Annotated in this window: 14 protein-coding genes; 8 read left to right on the top strand and 6 right to left on the bottom strand. The window is 63.2% G+C overall.

Annotated features, from left to right (window positions below):
• The first annotated feature begins 112 nt into the window (after window positions 1-112).
• A complete protein-coding gene (locus tag FHT02_RS17225; RefSeq protein ID WP_343056985.1) occupies window positions 113-898 on the top strand; it encodes an alpha/beta fold hydrolase in 786 nt (261 codons plus the stop codon).
• Entirely contained in the window at window positions 891-2582 is a 1692-nt protein-coding gene (locus FHT02_RS17230) for a PAS domain-containing hybrid sensor histidine kinase/response regulator (RefSeq protein ID WP_184090598.1), read from the top strand. Before FHT02_RS17225 ends, FHT02_RS17230 begins: the two co-directional genes overlap by 8 nt.
• A gap of 389 nt (window positions 2583-2971) precedes the next feature.
• On the opposite strand, the gene FHT02_RS17235 is transcribed toward FHT02_RS17230, so the two are convergent.
• The 4 genes from FHT02_RS17235 to FHT02_RS17250 all read right to left on the bottom strand — a co-directional run bounded on the left by FHT02_RS17235 (window position 2972) and on the right by FHT02_RS17250 (window position 8012).
• Window positions 2972-3466, bottom strand: coding sequence for a hypothetical protein (locus tag FHT02_RS17235; RefSeq protein ID WP_184090601.1), 495 nt, complete (start codon window positions 3464-3466; stop codon window positions 2972-2974).
• Window positions 3467-3569: 103 nt separating this feature from the next.
• Window positions 3570-4205 carry a hypothetical protein gene (locus tag FHT02_RS17240; RefSeq protein WP_184090604.1) on the bottom strand — a complete coding sequence of 212 codons (636 nt, stop codon included), beginning with the start codon at window positions 4203-4205 and terminating at the stop codon, window positions 3570-3572.
• Window positions 4205-4735: a hypothetical protein gene (locus FHT02_RS17245; protein WP_184090607.1), complete on the bottom strand. Its 531-nt coding sequence runs from the start codon at window positions 4733-4735 to the stop codon at window positions 4205-4207. The genes FHT02_RS17240 and FHT02_RS17245 overlap by 1 nt, the downstream gene beginning before the upstream one ends.
• A 157-nt stretch (window positions 4736-4892) precedes the next feature.
• A complete protein-coding gene (locus FHT02_RS17250) occupies window positions 4893-8012 on the bottom strand; it encodes a hypothetical protein (RefSeq protein WP_184090610.1) in 3120 nt (1039 codons plus the stop codon).
• Window positions 8013-8752: 740 nt separating this feature from the next.
• Between FHT02_RS17250 and FHT02_RS17255 the strand changes: the two genes are divergently transcribed.
• The 4 genes from FHT02_RS17255 to FHT02_RS17270 all read left to right on the top strand — a co-directional run bounded on the left by FHT02_RS17255 (window position 8753) and on the right by FHT02_RS17270 (window position 12960).
• Window positions 8753-9196 carry a DoxX family protein gene (locus FHT02_RS17255; protein ID WP_184090613.1) on the top strand — a complete coding sequence of 148 codons (444 nt, stop codon included), beginning with the start codon at window positions 8753-8755 and terminating at the stop codon, window positions 9194-9196.
• A gap of 785 nt (window positions 9197-9981) precedes the next feature.
• Entirely contained in the window at window positions 9982-10908 is a 927-nt protein-coding gene (locus FHT02_RS17260; RefSeq protein ID WP_184090616.1) for an L-lactate dehydrogenase, read from the top strand.
• Window positions 10909-10918: 10 nt separating this feature from the next.
• The gene (locus FHT02_RS17265) at window positions 10919-11938 is read left to right on the top strand and encodes an SDR family oxidoreductase (protein WP_184090619.1); all 1020 of its coding nucleotides are present in this window, start codon (window positions 10919-10921) and stop codon (window positions 11936-11938) included.
• On the top strand, window positions 11935-12960 hold the full coding sequence (locus tag FHT02_RS17270; RefSeq protein WP_184090622.1) for a patatin-like phospholipase family protein: 1026 nt from the start codon (window positions 11935-11937) through the stop codon (window positions 12958-12960). Before FHT02_RS17265 ends, FHT02_RS17270 begins: the two co-directional genes overlap by 4 nt.
• Window positions 12961-13096: 136 nt before the next feature.
• Here the strand turns inward: FHT02_RS17270 and FHT02_RS17275 are convergent, their stop codons facing one another.
• Both FHT02_RS17275 and FHT02_RS17280 read right to left on the bottom strand, forming a co-directional pair.
• Window positions 13097-14047, bottom strand: coding sequence for a fatty acid desaturase (locus tag FHT02_RS17275; RefSeq protein ID WP_246352491.1), 951 nt, complete (start codon window positions 14045-14047; stop codon window positions 13097-13099).
• 573 nt (window positions 14048-14620) lie between these two features.
• Entirely contained in the window at window positions 14621-16381 is a 1761-nt protein-coding gene (locus tag FHT02_RS17280; RefSeq protein WP_184090628.1) for a sodium:proton antiporter, read from the bottom strand.
• A 100-nt stretch (window positions 16382-16481) separates the two neighbouring features.
• Between FHT02_RS17280 and FHT02_RS17285 the strand changes: the two genes are divergently transcribed.
• Together FHT02_RS17285 and FHT02_RS17290 are read left to right on the top strand one after the other, a co-directional pair.
• Window positions 16482-18506: a PAS domain-containing hybrid sensor histidine kinase/response regulator gene (locus FHT02_RS17285; protein ID WP_184090630.1), complete on the top strand. Its 2025-nt coding sequence runs from the start codon at window positions 16482-16484 to the stop codon at window positions 18504-18506.
• Window positions 18484-18864, top strand: a complete 381-nt coding sequence (locus FHT02_RS17290) for a response regulator (protein ID WP_184090633.1) — start codon at window positions 18484-18486, stop codon at window positions 18862-18864. The genes FHT02_RS17285 and FHT02_RS17290 overlap by 23 nt, the downstream gene beginning before the upstream one ends.

The raw sequence follows: 18864 nt of genomic DNA on the forward strand, positions 1-18864 counted from the left end.
CCCGATCCGGGACGAGGTGGCTCGCACGCTCCTGGGTAAGCCTTTTGGTTGGCAAGCAAACCTTCCGGGTGCTAGCCGCTGCACTGCTGTTCAGGAGGATCTAGCATTGTCTGTGGCGACAAAACATAATGTGCAGGTCCGCGGCGCCGGCGAGCAGACTATGGTCTTTGCGCACGGCTTCGGCTGCGATCAGAACATGTGGCGCTATGTGGAGCCAGCCTTCGAAGGCGATTTCCGCACGGTCCTGTTCGACCATATCGGCGCAGGCGGCTCCGATCTCGGCGCCTATGACCGGGCGAAATACGCGTCGCTCGAAGGATATGCGGACGACGTCATCGACCTGTGCCGCGAACTGGGCGTTCGGCGGGGCATCTATGTCGGCCATTCGGTGAGCGCGATGATCGGTATCCTCGCCGCAAAAAAGGCGCCGGAGCTGTTCGAAAAGCTGGTCCTGGTCGGCCCCTCGCCCCGCTATATCGACGATACCGAAGGTTATGTCGGGGGCTTCAGCGAGGCCCAGATCCATGAGCTTTTGGAGTTCCTGGACAGCAATCACATGGGCTGGTCACAGGCCATGGCACCGGTGATCATGGGCAACGCCGAAAGGCCGGAGCTGGGCGAGGAACTCACCAACAGCTTCTGCCGCACCGACCCAGAGATTGCGAAGGCATTTGCCCGGGCGACCTTCCTGTCCGACAACCGCGCGGATCTGGTGGACGTGCCCGGCCAGGTACTCGTGCTGCAATGTTCGGAGGATGTGATCGCGCCGCAATGCGTCGGCGAGTTCGTGCACCGGAGCATCCCTGGCAGCCAGCTCGTGATCTTGGAGGCGACCGGCCATTGCCCCAATCTCAGCGCCCCCGAGGAAACGATCGCGGCGATCCGCGCCTTTGTCTGAGGACGGTTCCTCCGTTTCGGGCGAGCGCGAGGCCGCAGACGACCTCGAAGACCTCTTCGAGTTCGCGCCGTGCGGCTATCTCTCCGCGCAGCCCGATAGCAGGATCGTCCGGGTCAACAGCACGCTGGCGAAATGGCTCGGGCGGGAGCCCCGGGAACTTGTCGGACGGCGTTTCCCGGACCTGCTGAACATCGCCGGCAAGATCTATTACGAAACGCACTTCGCCCCGCTTCTGAGGATGCAGGGTGCCTTTCACGAAGTGGCACTCGATCTGGTGCGCGCCGACGGCAGCCTGCTTCCCGTGTTGGTCAACGCCGTAGAGCGGCAGGATGCGAACGGGTCCGTTCGCTTCATCCGGATCACCGTCTTCAATGCCAGCGACCGGCGGCGATACGAACAGGAACTGCTCGAGGCGCGGCGCACCGCCGAAGATGCCAGCGCCGAACTCCGCAAGCTGAACGCCGACCTGGAAATGCGGGTAGCGGCAGCAGTCGAAGAGCGGATGAAGGCCGAGGAAGCACTCCGCCAGGCCCAGAAGATGGAGGCGATCGGCCAGCTGACCGGTGGCGTCGCCCATGACTTCAACAATCTGCTCACAGTGATCCTGGGCGGGCTCGATACGATCCGCCGCCAGGTGTCGACGCTGCCGGGATCGCCCACGACCGAGCGCATCGAGCGGTCGATCCGCATGGCGTCTCACGGTGCTGAGCGGGCTGCGACGCTCACCGCCAGGCTGCTCGCCTTCGCGCGGCGCCAGCCGCTCGAACCGAAACCGATCGATGCCGGCCGCCTGGTGACGAACCTCGCCGACTTGCTGCAGCGCACCCTGGGAGAAACCATCGCGCTGGAGACCGTCACGGGAGGCGGCCTGTGGCGGGCACAGGCTGATCCGGGCGAACTGGAAAATGCACTCGTGAACCTGGCGGTAAACGCACGGGACGCGATGCCGGGCGGGGGCCGCCTGACCATCGAGACCGGCAACGCGCACCTCGATGAGAGCTATGTTGCCCAGGTGGCCGAGCCTGTCGCGGCCGGCCAGTATGTGCTCATTGCCGTCAGCGATACGGGAACGGGCATGTGCGCGGCGACGCTGGCACAAGTATTTGAACCGTTTTTCACGACGAAGGACGTCGGGAAGGGCACTGGCCTTGGCCTCAGCCAGGTATACGGGTTCGTGCGGCAATCGGGCGGCCACATTCGCATCTACAGCGAAGTCGGCGAAGGAACTTCGGTCAAGATTTATCTCCCGCGCCTCCTGAACGAGGGGCTCGTGCCGGAGTCCGAAACTGCAGCTGCCGCGGCGGTGACGCACGGGGGAACTGAAACTATCCTGGTGGTCGAGGACCATGACGATCTTCGCAGCTTCAGCACGGGGATTTTGCGCGAGCTCGGCTACCGAGTCCTGGAGGCTGCGAATGGGCGCCGCGCCCTCGAGGCGCTGCAAGCGGCTCATGACGTTGATCTGCTGTTCACCGACGTAGTACTGCCCGAGGGGATGGATGGGCGCCGATTGGCCGATGAGGCGCTGCGACGGCGCCCAGGCATTAAGGTACTTTTCACGACCGGCTATACGCGCAATGCGATTGTCCACAACGGCCGGCTAGATCCTGGCGTGAACCTGATCGGCAAACCCTTCAGCTTCGAAAACCTCGCCGCAAAGGTGCGTGAGGTGCTCGACAGCTAACTGCGTTCGCCTCCGGTTAGGTCAGTGTGCGAGCATGTTTCCAAATCGTGGTGGCGAATGGGCGCAGTTAGATCACGTGCCGAGGGTGCCTATCGGAGCATCGAGGCCAAGTTGCGGTGATGATGCACCTGATTAAGGTTTCCTGTTGAGGCTCCCACATTTCAGGTGCTCGGCGAGCGCAGTTTCTATGCCCTTTATCTGATCAGCTCCCGATTGGCTTTTGGCGGGTGTGGAACCTTCTTACCCGACCAACGGCAGCTTTGAGGTTCCGTGACCTTGACCTTAGACGGCTACAACTGGGCGCGTAGCTGCCGTCTCGCCGTGGAGGGAACGAAGGGCAGCGAGCTAGGTGAAAGTGGTGTCGCCGGCCCGACTTATCGCGGGACTGGTCACGCGGCGAGCGGGTAAGTGTTGATCACCGCACGACCATCGAGCTGCACACCGCGCTCTACCAGCTTCGCCAGCCGTGCGGTGGCACGGGCGACGCCATCCTCGACATCGGCGGGCTTGCGGTCGATGTGGAGCAGTTCATTCGGGGACAGGCGGAAGAGCCCGCGGACGTGCGGCTGCGGCAAGATCACGGCACGCGCGCCGGTCTTGGACAGGTACAAGCGGCAGTCGGTCTGCCCATGGCAGATGCCGTCCCGCGCAGCGACGATCGAGATGTTGGTGAGGCCATATCCTTCCGCGGAATCGGCGAAGCCCAGGAAGACAATGTCTTTGCCCGAGGTTTCCGCAAGCCGGGCAAGGGCAAGGCGGCCTTCGATGCCTGCCATTTCACCCGCGATGATCATCGCACCGGGCTGCAAGGTGCGGTTGCCGACTAGCATCTGAGTGACGGCTGCGACGTGGCGGCGGACGATCTCGGTCTTGTCGATGGTCATGGTGTTCTTCCTGATTTTCATCCCCGGATCGGGGACCATTTTCGCTGACTTGTCTCCTTGCCCCCGGCAGGCGGGGAGCCGGTGCCCGGCTCCCCTTTGATCGTCACCGCTGGTGGAAACGCGGCGCCCATGTGTCGCGGTACGTCTCCCACTCCGCCTGGAAGGCCGCTTGCGCGTTCTTTGCGATCAGGTCCGGGTGGAGGGCACCCCAACCCGAGGCGCGGTGGACGCGGGCAAGCACGATGACGTGCGCGTGCGGGCGGCGTGCCGAGAGTTCGTCGGCCGGCATGTGGACCACCGCCATGCTGGTCAGCCGGCGCTCGAGCGCGAGCCTCTCCAGGGCATAGCCGCCGACCAGCGACAGGATGTCGCTGGTCAACCAGTCATGGTCCAGCCGCATCGTCAGCACGACCGCGAGCAGACGCTGGTGCGATTTGATCTTCGCGTCATAGCCGTGGAAAATGTCTTCAAGTGCGTCCGGTTCGAGCGGAACACCGGGAGCCGGAACGACCCGGCTCGTCGTGCAGGTGATCGGCCACAGCGCGTTTTCCTGCCAGTCGGCATCGGCGGGCCGGCTTGGCTGGAGCTTGGCTCTTGCAAGGTCCGCGGTAAGGTTCTGCTTCCCTTTGGCGTTGGGCCTGCATAGCGCAAAACCAAAATCTGGGGTCGAGCCGTCGGGATCATCGTAGAGCATGGCATCGGCTTCCGCCGGGCTGATCCAGGGGAGCGGTGAGCCCATTAGCGATCCCCCCACACAGCGGCGAGATAGGCGTCAGCCCGTGCGAAGCCCGCCGCGATCTCGCCGTGGTTGTACGTCGGCGGATCGATGCTGAGGCGCAGACGCCCGGCGGCAAGGCGGTAGAACACCTCGGGTTCTTCATACTCCATCGGGTCGGCCACCAGCCACGCTTCGTTGGTGCGCGACAGCCAGAGCCGGCGAGCATGGCGCCAATGATTGTCGCGACGCAGCCACTCGCCGACCGCGCAATAGAGCGTGCGGTGCCCCTCGCTCGACGCCTTGACAACCAGCGCGTCGCAGCGCGCCTCGCGCATGCCGCGGCCGACCACTTCGAGGTCCCCGCGCGACGGCTCGATCGAGGGGACCAGCAACAGCTGTGCCTGTTCGATGTGGAGATAGTTGCGGAACGGCGGAGCGAGGATCAGCGACGACGATCGCTCGATCTTCCAGCCGGCGAGGTCGGCAAGCGCCAGCGCGCCGGACAGCGCGCGGGCTTGGGCGAGCGCACGCTCGCGAGTAACGATATACATGGGAGTCCTTCATCTGCGCGAGGGACGGCGGGCTGCACGCCGCGCCTCCGCGCATCATCATTTCGCCTTCACGGCACAGCCGCAGGCTTCTCCCGTCTCCTTCACCGCCGAGTCGGCGGCTCTGTCATCCTCGTGTTCGAGGCACGTTTGATCGTGATCAGCGCTCGTGACCGGACTTGTTGCGGGTACCCGATGCTGCCGTAGAATCTGGCCCCCCCTTTGGTTTCGTGATCATCGTCTTGCCATCCAGAGCTTCGGCTTCCGCCTGCTTGAAGATATTGCCGCCAGCATTCTGGAAGCCGGTAGTTATCGCTGGTGCTTCGCCGCGGCCATTTTGCGCAGGCGGGGCGGGATCGCTCGCAGACGCAACGCGCTTGGCCGATTTCCTGGCGCCACGAAGCCCCGGCAGGCCCCCCAAGCTGGGAGCGGCATGCAAGGCAGGAGACTCGCGTAGCGCGACAGCCGGGCCATCTGGCCAGTCGGAAATAGTGGATCCGCCAAATGGCCAAAACAGCCTGCGACCGCGCGGTGTGGTCGCCAGCCTGAGCTTGGGATTCGCGGCAGCGCCTGCCAGCTGTTCCTCAGACAAAGTCGCCAAGCGCCTATCGAATTCTTCTCTGTAACCAGGCTGTAGCAACGCCTTACGGTTGACGTCAGGCATATCGGTGATGGCGTACCCGTCATTGGATCTGGTGATGGACGCCTTGCCGCTCACCAGCATAGCCCAGCCATCGTCGCGCAACGCGTTCAACTTTGCCAACGCTTCGCGCCGAGCGACCTTCGACGGAGTCGCGTGATCCGGATCCGTGACATCACGGGCGACACGATGCTCCGACACCTCAGGAACTTGAGGACTCGTACTATTCTCTCCCGACGCGTCGGTCAGATCCTGAGGCTTCGGTGCACTTCCTGCTCGCTGCTGCCTTTCGATTCCTTCAACAGAATTTGTCGCACCCGACAGCGGAGGCACAATCGCTGTGCGCCCGGTCTCGCTGTCGCGAACCGGCTTGCCTCCGCTATCAGCAACGTCAGGCACAGAGATGGTGTGGCCCATTTGCGGACCATCCCCGACAGCCCGGTCGATGATTGCCGGCTCTTCCGAGATGGTCGCGACCGCTGCATTTTCGGCCTGACTGGCCAGTAGATCATCCACCTTCCGTTTCAGACGCCGGTCGCGGATCGCGCGCAGGCGTTCCTGGACGATCAGATCGTCGATGAAGAGGCGGAACAACCGGTCGATCGCCTTTCGCCGCTCTGCCACGCCCAGCGCGACACCGACGTCGTCAAACACCAGCGCGTCACTGTTATCCTTATGCTCGTCGAGCCATTTGAGCAGGCGATCGCGAACGCTGTCGCGATGCTGGACGCTCACCGGTTGCAGATCCTGATGCCCTCTTGGGCGATAGATCAGCGGAGGTGCGGAAGCGGGAATGGCACCACGCACCTTCCTGTGCAACAGATCGGCCATGACCGCGACCGCCTCGGTCCCCCACTCGGCATCGCTCAATTTGCGCGAGCCCTCGACTACCCCCGCCGCCTGATCGGTTTCGGCGATCCACGCCTTTGCTGCTGCGACGCGTTTGGCATCCTGGCTGTGCTCGGTCACCGTGACCGCGCGGGAGATCGCCATGTCACGGACGATGCCTGCGGCGGTCGCCTGTGCCTGCTTCCGGATTGCCAGCCCTTGCACCTGCCGCCACTGCCAGACCGAAAGCCGGACCGCATCCGTGTCCGCCATGGCGAGCAGCGCCCGTGCTTGGCGGCGGAGCGCGAGCAGTTCTGACACCACGATATGGCGAACATGGCGCAGTCGGTCATTGAAGATGATGCGCGCGTTGCGGCTGCCGGCGTCCGTCACCAGCCCGCGCTTTTCATTGCCGATGATCTTGTCGCCCAGATGCTCCAGCCGGTCCTGCCGGATGCCGTTATCCCGATAGGTGCCGGTCACATAGCGCGTCGCGCCGGCGGTGCCTGCCGCCACTTCGTTGGCGATGGTGACATAGGCGGCGCGCAACTCCTTGAAATAAGCCTCGCCGACCTCGCGCCGGTTCTGCCCCTTCTCACCCCGCAGGACGGCGATCTTCTGCTGCCGGTGGGGGTATTGTAGGCTGCCGTTCCGTTTGCGCTCCGCGACTTCGAAATCCCAGCACCCTGGGCCGGGCTTGCCGGCGGTACCCATGCCCACCATCCATTTGGAGGGGCGGTCATACGCATCGACATGGAGATGGACATGGCGGGGATCGTTCTTGCCGTCCGGGCAGTGGATGGCCGCGACATACATCCAGCTTTCACCGTCCAGCCGGGCGCAGAACCGCTCCATGATCATTCGGTGCTGGCGTGCGTCGAGGCCGTTCGGCAGTTCGACGACAAACCGGGTCTGGACCCGCCCCGCACGTCCCTGTTCGAACTGAGGCAGCGCAGCAGCATCATTCCCCAACGCGGTATCGGCCCACACGAGCCGCTCGTACGCCTGGGTCAGATCGACGTCCGCAATCTCCACCGCTCTATGGTGGTGCTTGCGCCCGGCCTTTGCCGCCTTTGCTCCATCCGCGAGCAGCGCTCGCTGCAGGAGCAGGGCGGCCTCTCGCACCCATTGTGGCGCGCTCGACGCGGCGGCCAGTTCGGCCCAGACGTCCGCATGCTCGGTCGATACTGCCAGCGTGCCCCGGTGAGCCTCTCGCTCGCACCGTTCCGCCGCCTCGAACAGCCCGCGCTGCCGCGCCGCGCCCCCGGGGATATTCGACAGGAGCGCCAGCGCATTACGATCGCGGTGATCGGCCTCGAAGTCCAGGATGTCCATCGCGGGCTCCCCGCGTCCCACCGTCATGGGTCCGATCAGCCGGGTGATATAGTCAAAGTGGGTGCGATAGCTCGTTTCCGCCCCCTCGGTCAGATAGTCGTAGTGCTCGGCGGCGACGGTGGTGCGTTCTGGATAGCGTGGGTGCGTCTCGCCGCTGGCCGAGCGCGGCACGGACGTGCGGGTGATATTGGAATAGCCAAGGTGCGGGATCCGCATGTCGGCGCGTTGCCGCGGCGTCGACGAGATCGGGCTGGCATAGCGGAAGTCACAGCCGCGCGACCGCTTCCGGGCGTTGCCTGGCGCACGCCCCGGCCTGCTTTCGCGACGCGCGTCGGCGTCCGGCCCGTTCTGAATTCGAAACCCCAAGCGGCGGAGCGAACCCGCGACAGCCTCGCGATCCTCGCGAGCCATGCGCGCCAGGCAGGCCGCCACCTGATGGGCGAACTCGGGATAGGGTGCAGGATCGAACGGGTTCACGGCAACAGCATCTCATGCTGGAGCAGTCGCCGACAAGGACCCCTTCGGACATGATCATGTCCGCTTCAACGCCTTCCGGAACGCGAGCTTGCTCGCGTGGAGGACCGGACGCCAAACGCGTCCCGCATCCCGCTAAAAGGTGGTCCCGACTTCCGTGACCACCTTTTAGCGATTTTGCGCCCAAAGATTACCTCCTCCCCAGTCACGATGGGGCCTTTTCCTACGAAGCCCTGGCTGCTTTATCGCGAGCGTATCAATGCTCGATCATCATGATGCCTGGCTGTGCATCTGAGCCCAGCCCGCTAACGGACCTGACGTTCGTCACTGCCGCTAGGGGAGAAGACACGCAGGTGGGTTGCGGCCGGGCGCCGCTGCCAGCCGCAGCCACCTAAAGCATTGCGGCAGTCAGTCCGCGCGACGGCGCATCCTCAGCAGGTAGCTCCGTCCGCCACCGGTTCGGCTTTGGACCTTCGGGGTCACACTTCGGGGCCAACACCTGCTAAGAGGCGACGACATCACGCGCCAATTAGAATGCCGGATCGACCGCGATCGCTGCTACCGTCAGCGCATGGTCGCGATGTCACACCTTCGCACAACGACCCACAATCGGCCGTTCAGCCGCCCTCGCCTCGTCCCCGGAAGCGGACGGTCATTCATGTTCTTCGAGGAATAACCGCAGGACGGATTGCTTAGCTCCGCAGGCCTGAACTAAGCTTCTCATCGTTAGCGAGGAGCAGGCAATGAACACCTCGATTGAGGGTCTTCTACGTCTCGGCGTGGTAAGTTGGATAGCGCGGGTGGCGCTGACTTTTCCATTCTGGGGCAGCGGCCTCACGAAGTTGATCGATTTCCCCGCAGGGATGGCGGAGATGTCGCGCTTCGGTCTGGAGCCTGCGGCTGCATTCAACTTGGCTACCATCTCGGTACAGCTTGGGGGCTCGCTGCTCATTATCCTGAACCGCATCGCATGGCTCGGCGCCGGGGCGTTAAGCGTTTTCACCGCTCTCACAATTTTACTGGTACATCGATTTTGGGACATCCCAGGCGAACCGTTTCGCACGATCGCTTTTCACACGGCAACAGAACATGTGGGCATGATTGGCGGTTTGCTTGCGATCGCTGTCCTCAGCGTACAGGAACAGAAGGGCGCTGGTATGAAAGCCGCTGACGCGGCGACACGCTGAGGAACTGACCAGACAGTTGCGAAATCGAGGGCCGCTGGCGGTGCCGCCGGTGATGTGAACCCGAGACGGAAAGAGGCGCTTTCAACCGCTCCCCGGTGCCTCGGGATCCTCCGTCTTCCGGCGGATTGCCCCAGATGCTTCAGCCGCCGCCGTGCCGGAACTTTCTTCTACCGTGATCACACGTTCGCCGGTGTCGACTTCGCGTCGCATTTCTGGGCGTGACACGCCTGGGTCCTCAAGTTCGCTCGCCAGCCAAGCCCCGCACGCCCTGGCCCTGTTTGTCGCTGTTGCCGACACTGTCTATAGGCATACCCGTCCGCTTGTCGGTCATGAGTGGCTCCTCTTGGTCTAACCAGAATATCTTCGAACGCCGTACCGTTTCAACGGATCAGGAGCGCGGTCGGTCCGCCCAGCGACAATGCATCGCGAATACAAGACGGCGGCACATCACTCACCCGCCATACCTCAAGCTTCCTGATCGGGACGGCGCAGCCGCTTCAGAGCGAATGTCGGCGCGAACCTGCTCCCACTTTGATGGCCCATCAGCGCGCCCGCACCAGATGACTAGATGGACAGGGACGCTTCCAATGAACATGGAGCGGCTTCCTTGTAGATGCGTGCTTCGGCGCGGCTCAGACATCACTGCCGCGTGCCGCGGATAGCCGCATCAGGATTGCGCCCACGGGCAAAAAAAGATCGCGCCTTTGTCGCGGCCTTGGTCGTTGAGCCATTAAGAGCCAAAGCGGCGGCTTTGGGCGTTCGCACTCTTTTTAGAAGGGCTAATCATGGCCACAACGTCCCGCATAGCCATTGTCGGCGCCGGTAATGTCGGTGCCACCGCCGCGTATGCATTGATGCTGCGCGGCCTGTTCGCCGAGATCGTTCTTATAGATCAAACGCCGGAGCGGGCTGCAGCCGAAGCCACCGATATTGCGGATGCCAACGCGATCGCGCAGCCCGTGCGTATCTGGGCCGGTGACTATGCCGATGTCACCGACGCCAGCATCCTCGTCATCACCGCGGGTGCCGCAACCAAGGCCGGCGAGCCGCGCACTGCGATTGCAGGCAAAAGCGCAGTGATCGTACGGGACTGCGTTCGCCAGGCAATGGAGGCAGGTTTCGACGGTATCCTTGTGGTCGCGTCCAACCCGGCCGACGTGATGACCCAGGTGGCGCAGGCGATGTCGGGACTACCCTCAGAGCGCGTGATTGGCACGGGCACGCTGCTGGACAGCAACCGGTTCAGGAAGCGCATCGCGGACCAGCTTTCGGTCGCACCGGGCGCTCTGGAGGCCTTGGTGCTCGGCGAACATGGCGACAGCGAAGTCATGGCCTATTCGACCGTGCGCATCGGCGGCATGGAACTCGAAACCTATCTGGCGGGGCAGAGCTTCGATCGTCCGGCAATCGCCCACGACGTCATGCGCGCGGGGTACACCATCGCCGAAGGCAAGGGGTACACCTCCTTCGGGGTGGCCACAGCCATCGCCCGGATCTGCGAGGCGATCCACCGCGACGAGCGCGTGATACTGCCGGTCTCGACCATGCTGCGTGGGCAGTACGGGATCGAGGGCATCTACCTGAGCCTGCCTTGCCTCATCGGCGCGGGGGGCGTCCTGCGCATTCTAACTCCGGCTCTTGCCGCCGACGAGCAGACTGCACTGCTCGCCTCGGCCGACATCCTGCGCCAGACCCTGCAAGCAGCCGGTTGAGGAAACAAACATGGCGATCAAACTGAAACCTCTCCGCAAGCAAGTGATCGTGGTGACCGGCGCGACCAGCGGGAACGGCCTGGCTACGGTGGAAGCAGCAGCTTCTCGCGGTGCAGCCTGCGTCGCAGTCGCCCGCAACGAGGCGGCGCTGGAGGCACTTCGCGCCCGGCTTTCCGCGAGGGGCGCGCGCATCGCGACGTGTGTGGCGGACGTGAGCGACTTGGCGGCAGTCGAGCGGGTTGTTGAGGTTGCCATAGAGGCGTTCGGCGGGTTGGACAGCTGGATCAACAATGCCGGCATCGGCACCTACGGCACGCTCGAACAGGTTCCCGTCGCCGACCACCGCCGGGTCTTCGACGTCAACTACTTCGGTGTCCTCCACGGCTCGCTGGTAGCCGCCCACCATCTGCGGGAGCGCGGTGGGGGCGCCATCGTCAACGTCGGATCGATCCTCGGCGACCGCGCGATCCTGCAACAGGGGCCATATTGCGCGACGAAACACGCGGTGCAGGCACTCACCGACACGCTGCGGATGGAATTGGATCGGGAGAACGCCGGCATTTCGGTGACTTTGGTCAAACCAGGAGCAATCGATACGCCCTTCCCCGAACATGCTCGCAACTTCATGGATCAGCCCCCGCGCCTGCCGCCGCCGCTCTACGCGCCTCAGGTGGTCGCCGATGCCGTGCTGTTCTCCTGCGTTCATCCACGACGCACGCTCTATGCCGGGGGTGGCGGACTACTCTCCTCCATATTGTCGCAGGCGGCACCGCGGCTGACCGACGCCGTGATGGAGGCGATTGGCACCAAAGCCCAGCAGAAGCCGGACGATGCCGGAGACCCTGCCAGGCGCGACAACCTCCACCATCCTCGTGCCGACGCCCTCCGCGGGAGCCAAGATGTACACGCGCGGCAATCGAGCATCGCGTTGCAGATCCAGAAGGCAGCTTCGCCACTGCTCGTGCTCGGCATGCTGGGCGGCGGGGCAGTTCTGGCCATCGGCAGGCACATGACGCGGACACGCCGATGACGACCGACATGGCCGAAGCGGGGACCGAGCGCGACTTTGGCATCGTGCTTGTGCTGAGCGGGGGCAATGCGCTCGGCGCGTTCGAAGCCGGCGTCTACGAGACGCTGCACGAGCACGGCCTCGAGCCAGACTGGATCGTCGGGGCATCGATCGGAGCGATCAATGGAGCCCTTATCGTCGGGTCTGCGCCAGACCGCAGGATCGCCACGCTGCGTAAATTCTGGCGACCTAGCATGTTGGCGTTGATGGGGATCGATACGTCCCGGATGCCCTCTGTGTTCGAAAACAGCCGACGAACGACGGCAGTGGCCTGGACCGCCGCGGCAGGCCGATCCGGCATCTTCGGCCCGCTTCTCTCTTCGCTCATGCCATGGACCGACGACAAGCCGGCGATCTTCGAAACCAACCAGCTCGGTGCCGAGCTTGCCCGATTGATCGACTTTGATCGCCTGAACACCGGGCCTTGCCGCTTCAATGCCACCGCTGTCGACCTCGAAACCGGGAACGATGTCGTCTTTGACAACCAGCGCGAGCGGATCGAGCCGGATCATGTCCGCGCCAGTGCCGCTTTGCCGGTCGCCTTTCCCGCGGTCGAAGTCGGCGGGCGGTGGATGGTCGATGGCGGGCTGTCGGCGAACCTGCCGTTGGATCCCGTTCTGTCTCACCCGCCGGCACGACCGACGTTGTGCATCGCCGTCGATCTCCTTCCGCTTTGCCAGCCGCTGCCAACCACTCTCGGGGAGGCTGCCACTCGCATGCAGGACTTGATCTTCGCCGCCCAGTCCCGCCGAACGATCGCAAGGTGGCAGGAGGCTTATGCCGGTCGCGACGACATACAAATGTCGTTGGTGCGGGTGGCGTATACCGAGCAGGACAACGAGGTAGCAGGCAAGGCGCTCGACTTCTCTGCTCCGACAATCGAAGCGCGTTGGGCGGCCGGACACACTGCGGGCATGCATGTTGTCCGTCGGATCAAGGCTGGATCGCTATCGATCGGCACCATCGGGCTGAACGTCGTTTAGTATCGCGAAGCTCCGGGTCCAGCCAGGAAGGATCGATGGGCAGCCGTACCAGTTAAAGCGGTCCCACCGGCTCTGGGTCAAGCCCGCATGGTGAAGGGAGCAATTTCGCAACGAGCTTGTGCGAATTGATGCCTTTTCAACGCCGGCCGCCTCCGCTCACGCGGGCTTCTCGGAACGAGATCAAGCGACCAGCCGCCTCATCCCACAGAACGAGCCTTACCGACCGTAAGCTTTCACGGACTGTCAGACGGTTGATGTCCGCAAGCTCGGGGCGCGCCTCAAGCGCTGCAGAAAGTCGGTAAAACGGGATGTTACTGCAGAGGTGATGAATGTGGTGCATGCCAATGTTTGCGGTGAACCAGCGCAACACGCCAGGCAGCGCATAATGAGAGCTTCCGAGTAACGCAGCTTCGTGGAAGGCCCAGTCAGTGTCTTTGCTCCAATGCGTCTGCTCAAACTGGTGCTGAACGTAGAACAGCCATACGCCAGCGGAGGCTGCGATTAGGGTGATCGGTAGTTGAATCAGGAGAAAAGCTTGCAACCCCACCAAGAGGATCAGGCCCGTCGAGACAAGTGCGATCGCACAGTTCGTCCCTATAGCGCTGGCCCAAGGGCGCCAACCCTCGCGCATGTGACCGAGCGGTAGCCGATACCGTAAGAAAAACAGCCACGCCGGGCCGAGCCCAAACATCACCGCAGGATTTCGATACAACCGGTAGCGGAGTTGACCCCAGAAGCCGAGCTTCCTGAACTCGCAAACAGTGAGCGTGTCGACGTCGCCCGTGCCACGCCGATCGAGATTGCCTGTTCCCGCATGGTGTGTCGCGTGCCCCCGACGCCACAGATTATAAGGGCTCAGCGTCAGCACGCCGATGCAGCGGCCCACCCAGTCATTCGCGCGCCGGCCCCTAAAAAACGCACCGTGCCCGCAATCGTGCTGGATCAAGAACAGGCGCAGCAGAAAGCCTGCCGCGGGAAGTGCCAGGAGCAGCGTCATCGCGTAATGGATGTGCAGCGAACGCCACATCAGCAACCACAGCAGCGCCATTGGCATGACGCTTACGGCAATTTCATAGAGCCCGCGCAAGTTGCTGGGCTGGCGAAAAGTGGCAAGATGCCGCGCGATCTCCCGAAGGTCACGAGGCGCGCTCCCGGGAACGTGGCCCCCGCCGGCCGCCGAAGCTTCACTGTGTATCATGGTTCAGGGGGGACCTGTCTTCGTCGAAGCGGGAGTGCGCGCAGGCTCGATCTTGTCGTGCCGCGATCGTCGTGACGCTGGGGAGAACGAGTTAACGATCCGTGGAGCTATAAGGATGCCTGCAGGTCAGCCTTTTCACTCCCCGTTCAGCAACTTGATGTTCGAGCAAGCATACCACGTGAACTCACCCACTCGCGACGCAGACCCCTCGGCGGACCGACACCGCTTGCAACCTTCATGAAGCGGCAGGGTTGCCCATCACCTGCTTTGGCGTTCTGAGTTGGCATCAAGACCCACATCGGCCATTCAGGGCGCCACATCCAGCTCCCCAGGTTCAGACACTTGTCCATGTCAACGCGACGGCTGCTTTCATCAATCCGGATAGGCCGCCTAGCCCTCTCGAAGTGGGTGCGGAAGCGGCCTTGGGAAGTTTCCAGACCGAAGTTCATGGCCAAGCCGACGTCAGACCGGCCAGAAATACATGATGAGTGCCGTGCCGAGCACCACAATCATCAAAGATAGGGGAATGCCAAGCCGCGGATAGTCGGCGAAGCGATAACCGCCAGGGCCCATCACCAGTGTATTGCATTGGTGCCCTATCGGCGTGAGGAAGTCGCTACCTGCGCCCACGGCGACAGCCATGAGAAGCGCATCCGGACGCATGCCAAGCTTTGTTGCAAGGGCCGCCCCGATCGGTGCCATCACGAGAACAGTAGCGGCATTGTTCAGAAATGGCGTGACCGCCATCGCAGCGGCCATGACCAAGGCTATCGTCGCGAAGGATGGCAGTCCGGCTGCGACACTGGACAGACCACTGGCGATTAAATCGGTGCCTCCGGTGGTTTCAAGCGTTTCACTCACGGGAATGAGCGCGCCTATCAGCACAAGGATCGGCCATTCAATGGCTTCGTAGGCTTCGTCCGGCTTGAGCACCCCTGAAATGATCATCGCCACCGCTGCGCCCAGAAACGTCAAACCCACTGGCGCGAGCTGAAGCCCGAGCGAAGCGATCGTGGCAGCCAGCACCGCCACGGGCACCCACAGCGGCCGCCGGCGCCCGATCTGAAGGCGCCGTTCTGCAAGCGGGAAGAGCCCCGCGGACGATAGCCGATCACCCAATCCCGTAGACTGAGCCCTCAGCAGAAGTACGTCGCCTTCGCGCATCGACACGCGCGAGAGCCGCCGGCGGAAGCGATGTCCGCTGCGACTGACCGCAAGCATTTCCAGAGCAAATCGCTCGCCCATGCGGACTCCGGCTGGGGTCTGGCCGATCAGCGGCGATCCCTTTTGCACGACGGCCTCCGCAATCGCCACGTCGTCTGCGGTCACGGCGCCAGCGGAGGCGGGCATAAGCCCTGCCGCAACGATGACGCGCTGCAACGCAGGCGCGTCGCCTTCGATCAGGAGGATGTCGTTGCCGTGGATCTTCCAATCCTGGTCGGGAATAAGGCGGCGATAATCCTCACGGATCAATCCCACGACGCGCACTTCCCCGGAGGCCAGCTTCTCCAGTTCTACGATCTTACGCCCGACATAATCGGAGGTTTCAGGCAGAACGAGTTCTGACACATAGTCTTCAACAGCGAAGGCATCCTCGGCGGACCTAGCTCCCTGGCGATCTGCCGGCAGCAAGCGCCAGCCCACAGACAGGAACAGCATGCCTGCCAGCGTGATCCCCAGTCCCACCGGAAGATAGTCGAACATGGAGAATGGCTCACCACCCATTTCTTCCCGGACGCGGCTGACCATCAGGTTCGGGGACGTCCCCACCAGCGTCATGAGCCCACCCATTAAGGATGCGAAGGCAAGCGGCATGAGCACGAGATGGCTCTTCGTCCCGTGGCGGCGGGAGAGCTGCTGGGCGATCGGCAGGAAGATGGCGAGTGCGCCGATATTCTTCATGAAGGCGGAGAGGACGGCAACTGTGCCGCCAAGCACGGCAACCTGTTTGCCGGGTGTGTTCAGCTTCGCAGCAAACGGCCGGATGAGCATGTCCACCAGGCCCGAGCGGGCGACGCCAGCACTCACGACCAAAGCAGACGCGATGATCAGGACGATGTCGTCGGAGAAACCTGAGAATGCATCCCCTGCCGCCACAAGGCCCGCGGCAACCGACGTCAGCAGGGCCAAAAGGGCAACCACATCGTAGCGAAGCTTGTCCCAGATCAACAGCACCACGACCGACCCGATGATGCCGAAAGACAGTGCCTGATCCAGTGTCACGATGGTCCCCTTTCCTGCAGAACGGAGCGGATGCGGCCCCGTTCCTCCGCATCGACATCAGGCCGTGCCACCGAAGCGCCCCGCACGCGTTGTGCAAGCGATGACATCCTACAAGCGCAACCTCCGGATCGGTGCCGGGCTACTAGGCACCGCGATTGCAGCCGGCGCGACATGGCGCGGCCGCATCTATGCGCAGGCGCGCGCGGAGATCCGTGCCGCGGAGCGGCAAGCGCATGCAAGCCAGGCCCGCTTCCGCTCCTTAATGGAGGCAACCGCAGCTATCGTGTGGTGGACCGATCCCGAGGGTGAGTTCATCGAGAACCAGCCCAGCTGGGAAATCTTCACCGGCCAGCCCTTGCAAGTCATGTCGGGAAGAGGGTGGCTCCAGATGATCCATCCCGAGGATCGTGAGGGAACCGCAGCGGCCTGGACAGCGGCCAGGGCTACGCTTCAACCCTATGAGGTCGAGCACCGCGTTCTTCGTCACGACGGCGTCTATGTAGACATGCTGGCTCGGGCCGTGCCGGTCCGCGACGATCAGGGCGACGTGGTCGAGTGGGTCGGTGTCCACACCGACATCAGCGCGCGCAAGTCGGGCGAGCGCGCATTGATCGCTGCAAAGGAAGAAGCCGAGCAGGCTACGCTCGCCAAGAGCCAGTTCATCGCGAACATGAGCCATGAGCTTCGTACGCCGCTTTCGGCGGTGATCGGCTACGCCGAGATGTTGCAGGACGAGAGTAAAGAGATGGACCCCGCTGAGGTCCAGCAGGATCTAAAGAAGATCACGACCAACGCCCGCCATCTTCTGGATCTGATCAACGCGGTGCTAGATCTTTCGAAGCTCGAGGCTGGTCGTGATGAGCTGTATATCGAGCGCGTCGATGTAGATGCGCTGGTCCAGACGGTTGCGGACACCGCGGCCGCGCTGGTCAACCGCAATGGTAACCGGCTGGTCATCGATGTCGCGCAGCCGCTTGGGGAGATAGGCTCCGACTTGGTCAAGCTGCGGCAATGCTTGTTCAATCTCGTGAGCAACGCCGCGAAGTTCACCGAGAACGGCGTGATCACCGTCGGCGCTAACCGGACAGCGGAGTCGATCGTGTTCACCGTCGCCGATACGGGCATCGGCATGACGGAAGAGCAGCGCGGAAAGCTGTTCGAGCGGTTCGTGCAGGCGGACAACTCCGTCACGCGCCGCTATGGTGGTAGCGGGCTGGGACTGGCGCTTACCCGCGCCTTTGCTGACCTCCTGGGTGGCAGCGTGGCCGTGGAGAGCGAAGCCGGAGAAGGGTCCACCTTCACGCTTGAAGTTCCGCTGGAAAGCCATCCGCCTGTCGAATGGTCCAGCCCGGGGTCGGCGAGTTCCGGCCAGATCACCATTCTGGTGATCGACGATGAAGCGCCGATGCGCGAACTCCTGGGCCGTTTTCTGCGGCGAGAAGGCTTTCACGTCGTCACCGCCGCGGACGGCGCCCAGGGCTTGGCCGCTGCCCGCAGCCAGCGCCCGGCTGCGATCATTCTAGACGTGTTGATGCCGCAGGTGGATGGTTGGTCGGTCCTGGGAGCATTGAAGGCGGACGCTGCACTCGCCGACATCCCCGTGGTCATGGTCACATCCAGCCGCGAGAAGCGGCTTTCGCTCTCCCTGGGAGCTATGGATCATCTTCCAAAACCAGTCGATTGGACGCGTCTGAAATCGATCCTGGCGAAGGTACGTAGTTCCGGACATCACCGGGCGGTGCTCGCGAGCGGTGATGAAGCGCTTGCAACTATGCTGATGGAGACATTCAAGAAGGAAGGCTGGGCTTTGGAGGTGCTACCCTCCGAAGCGCTTTCTTCGCTGACGGACCGGCCCGAGCCCGAGCTTGTCTTGATCGAGAATGGACGGGGCATAGATATCGCAAGCACCTTGCCCCGCGTTCGGCGCCAACTTGGCTCCGACGTCCCAATCGTGGTGCTCGCCGATGATCTTGAACCAGAAGCTAGAGCGGCGGTCGACGCCGCCGACGCGGAATTGATGGTGGCGGCCGACGTGGAAGCGCTGGTCGATGAGTTGAAGGAAATGCTGGCGGCCCTTCCCTTGGCCCCAGAAGGAGACAATGATGGCCCGGTTGTTGCTGGTTGAAGATCATGAGGAAATCTGGGATTTCCTGTCCCGGCGCCTCAAGCGAAAGGGGTACGAGGTATCCCTTGCCTTTGACGGTCAGGAAGGCGTCGACAAGGCGCTGGCGGAGCACCCGGATCTGATCCTGATGGACGTCAATCTTCCGGTTCTGGACGGCTATTCTGCGGTTCGTGCGTTACGCAGCAATGCGCGGACCTCCCATGTGCCGATTATCGCGCTGACCGCCCATGCCATGGCCGGCGACCGGGATAAGGCGATCGCCGCGGGCTGTACCGATTATCATCCAAAGCCAGTAGATTTCTCCCGCCTGTTGGAACAGATCCAGGCCGCGATCACCGTCGCTGGCACGCCCGCCTGA

The organism is Sphingomonas xinjiangensis (genome assembly GCF_014199255.1).
Lineage (GTDB): Bacteria > Pseudomonadota > Alphaproteobacteria > Sphingomonadales > Sphingomonadaceae > Sphingomonas > Sphingomonas xinjiangensis.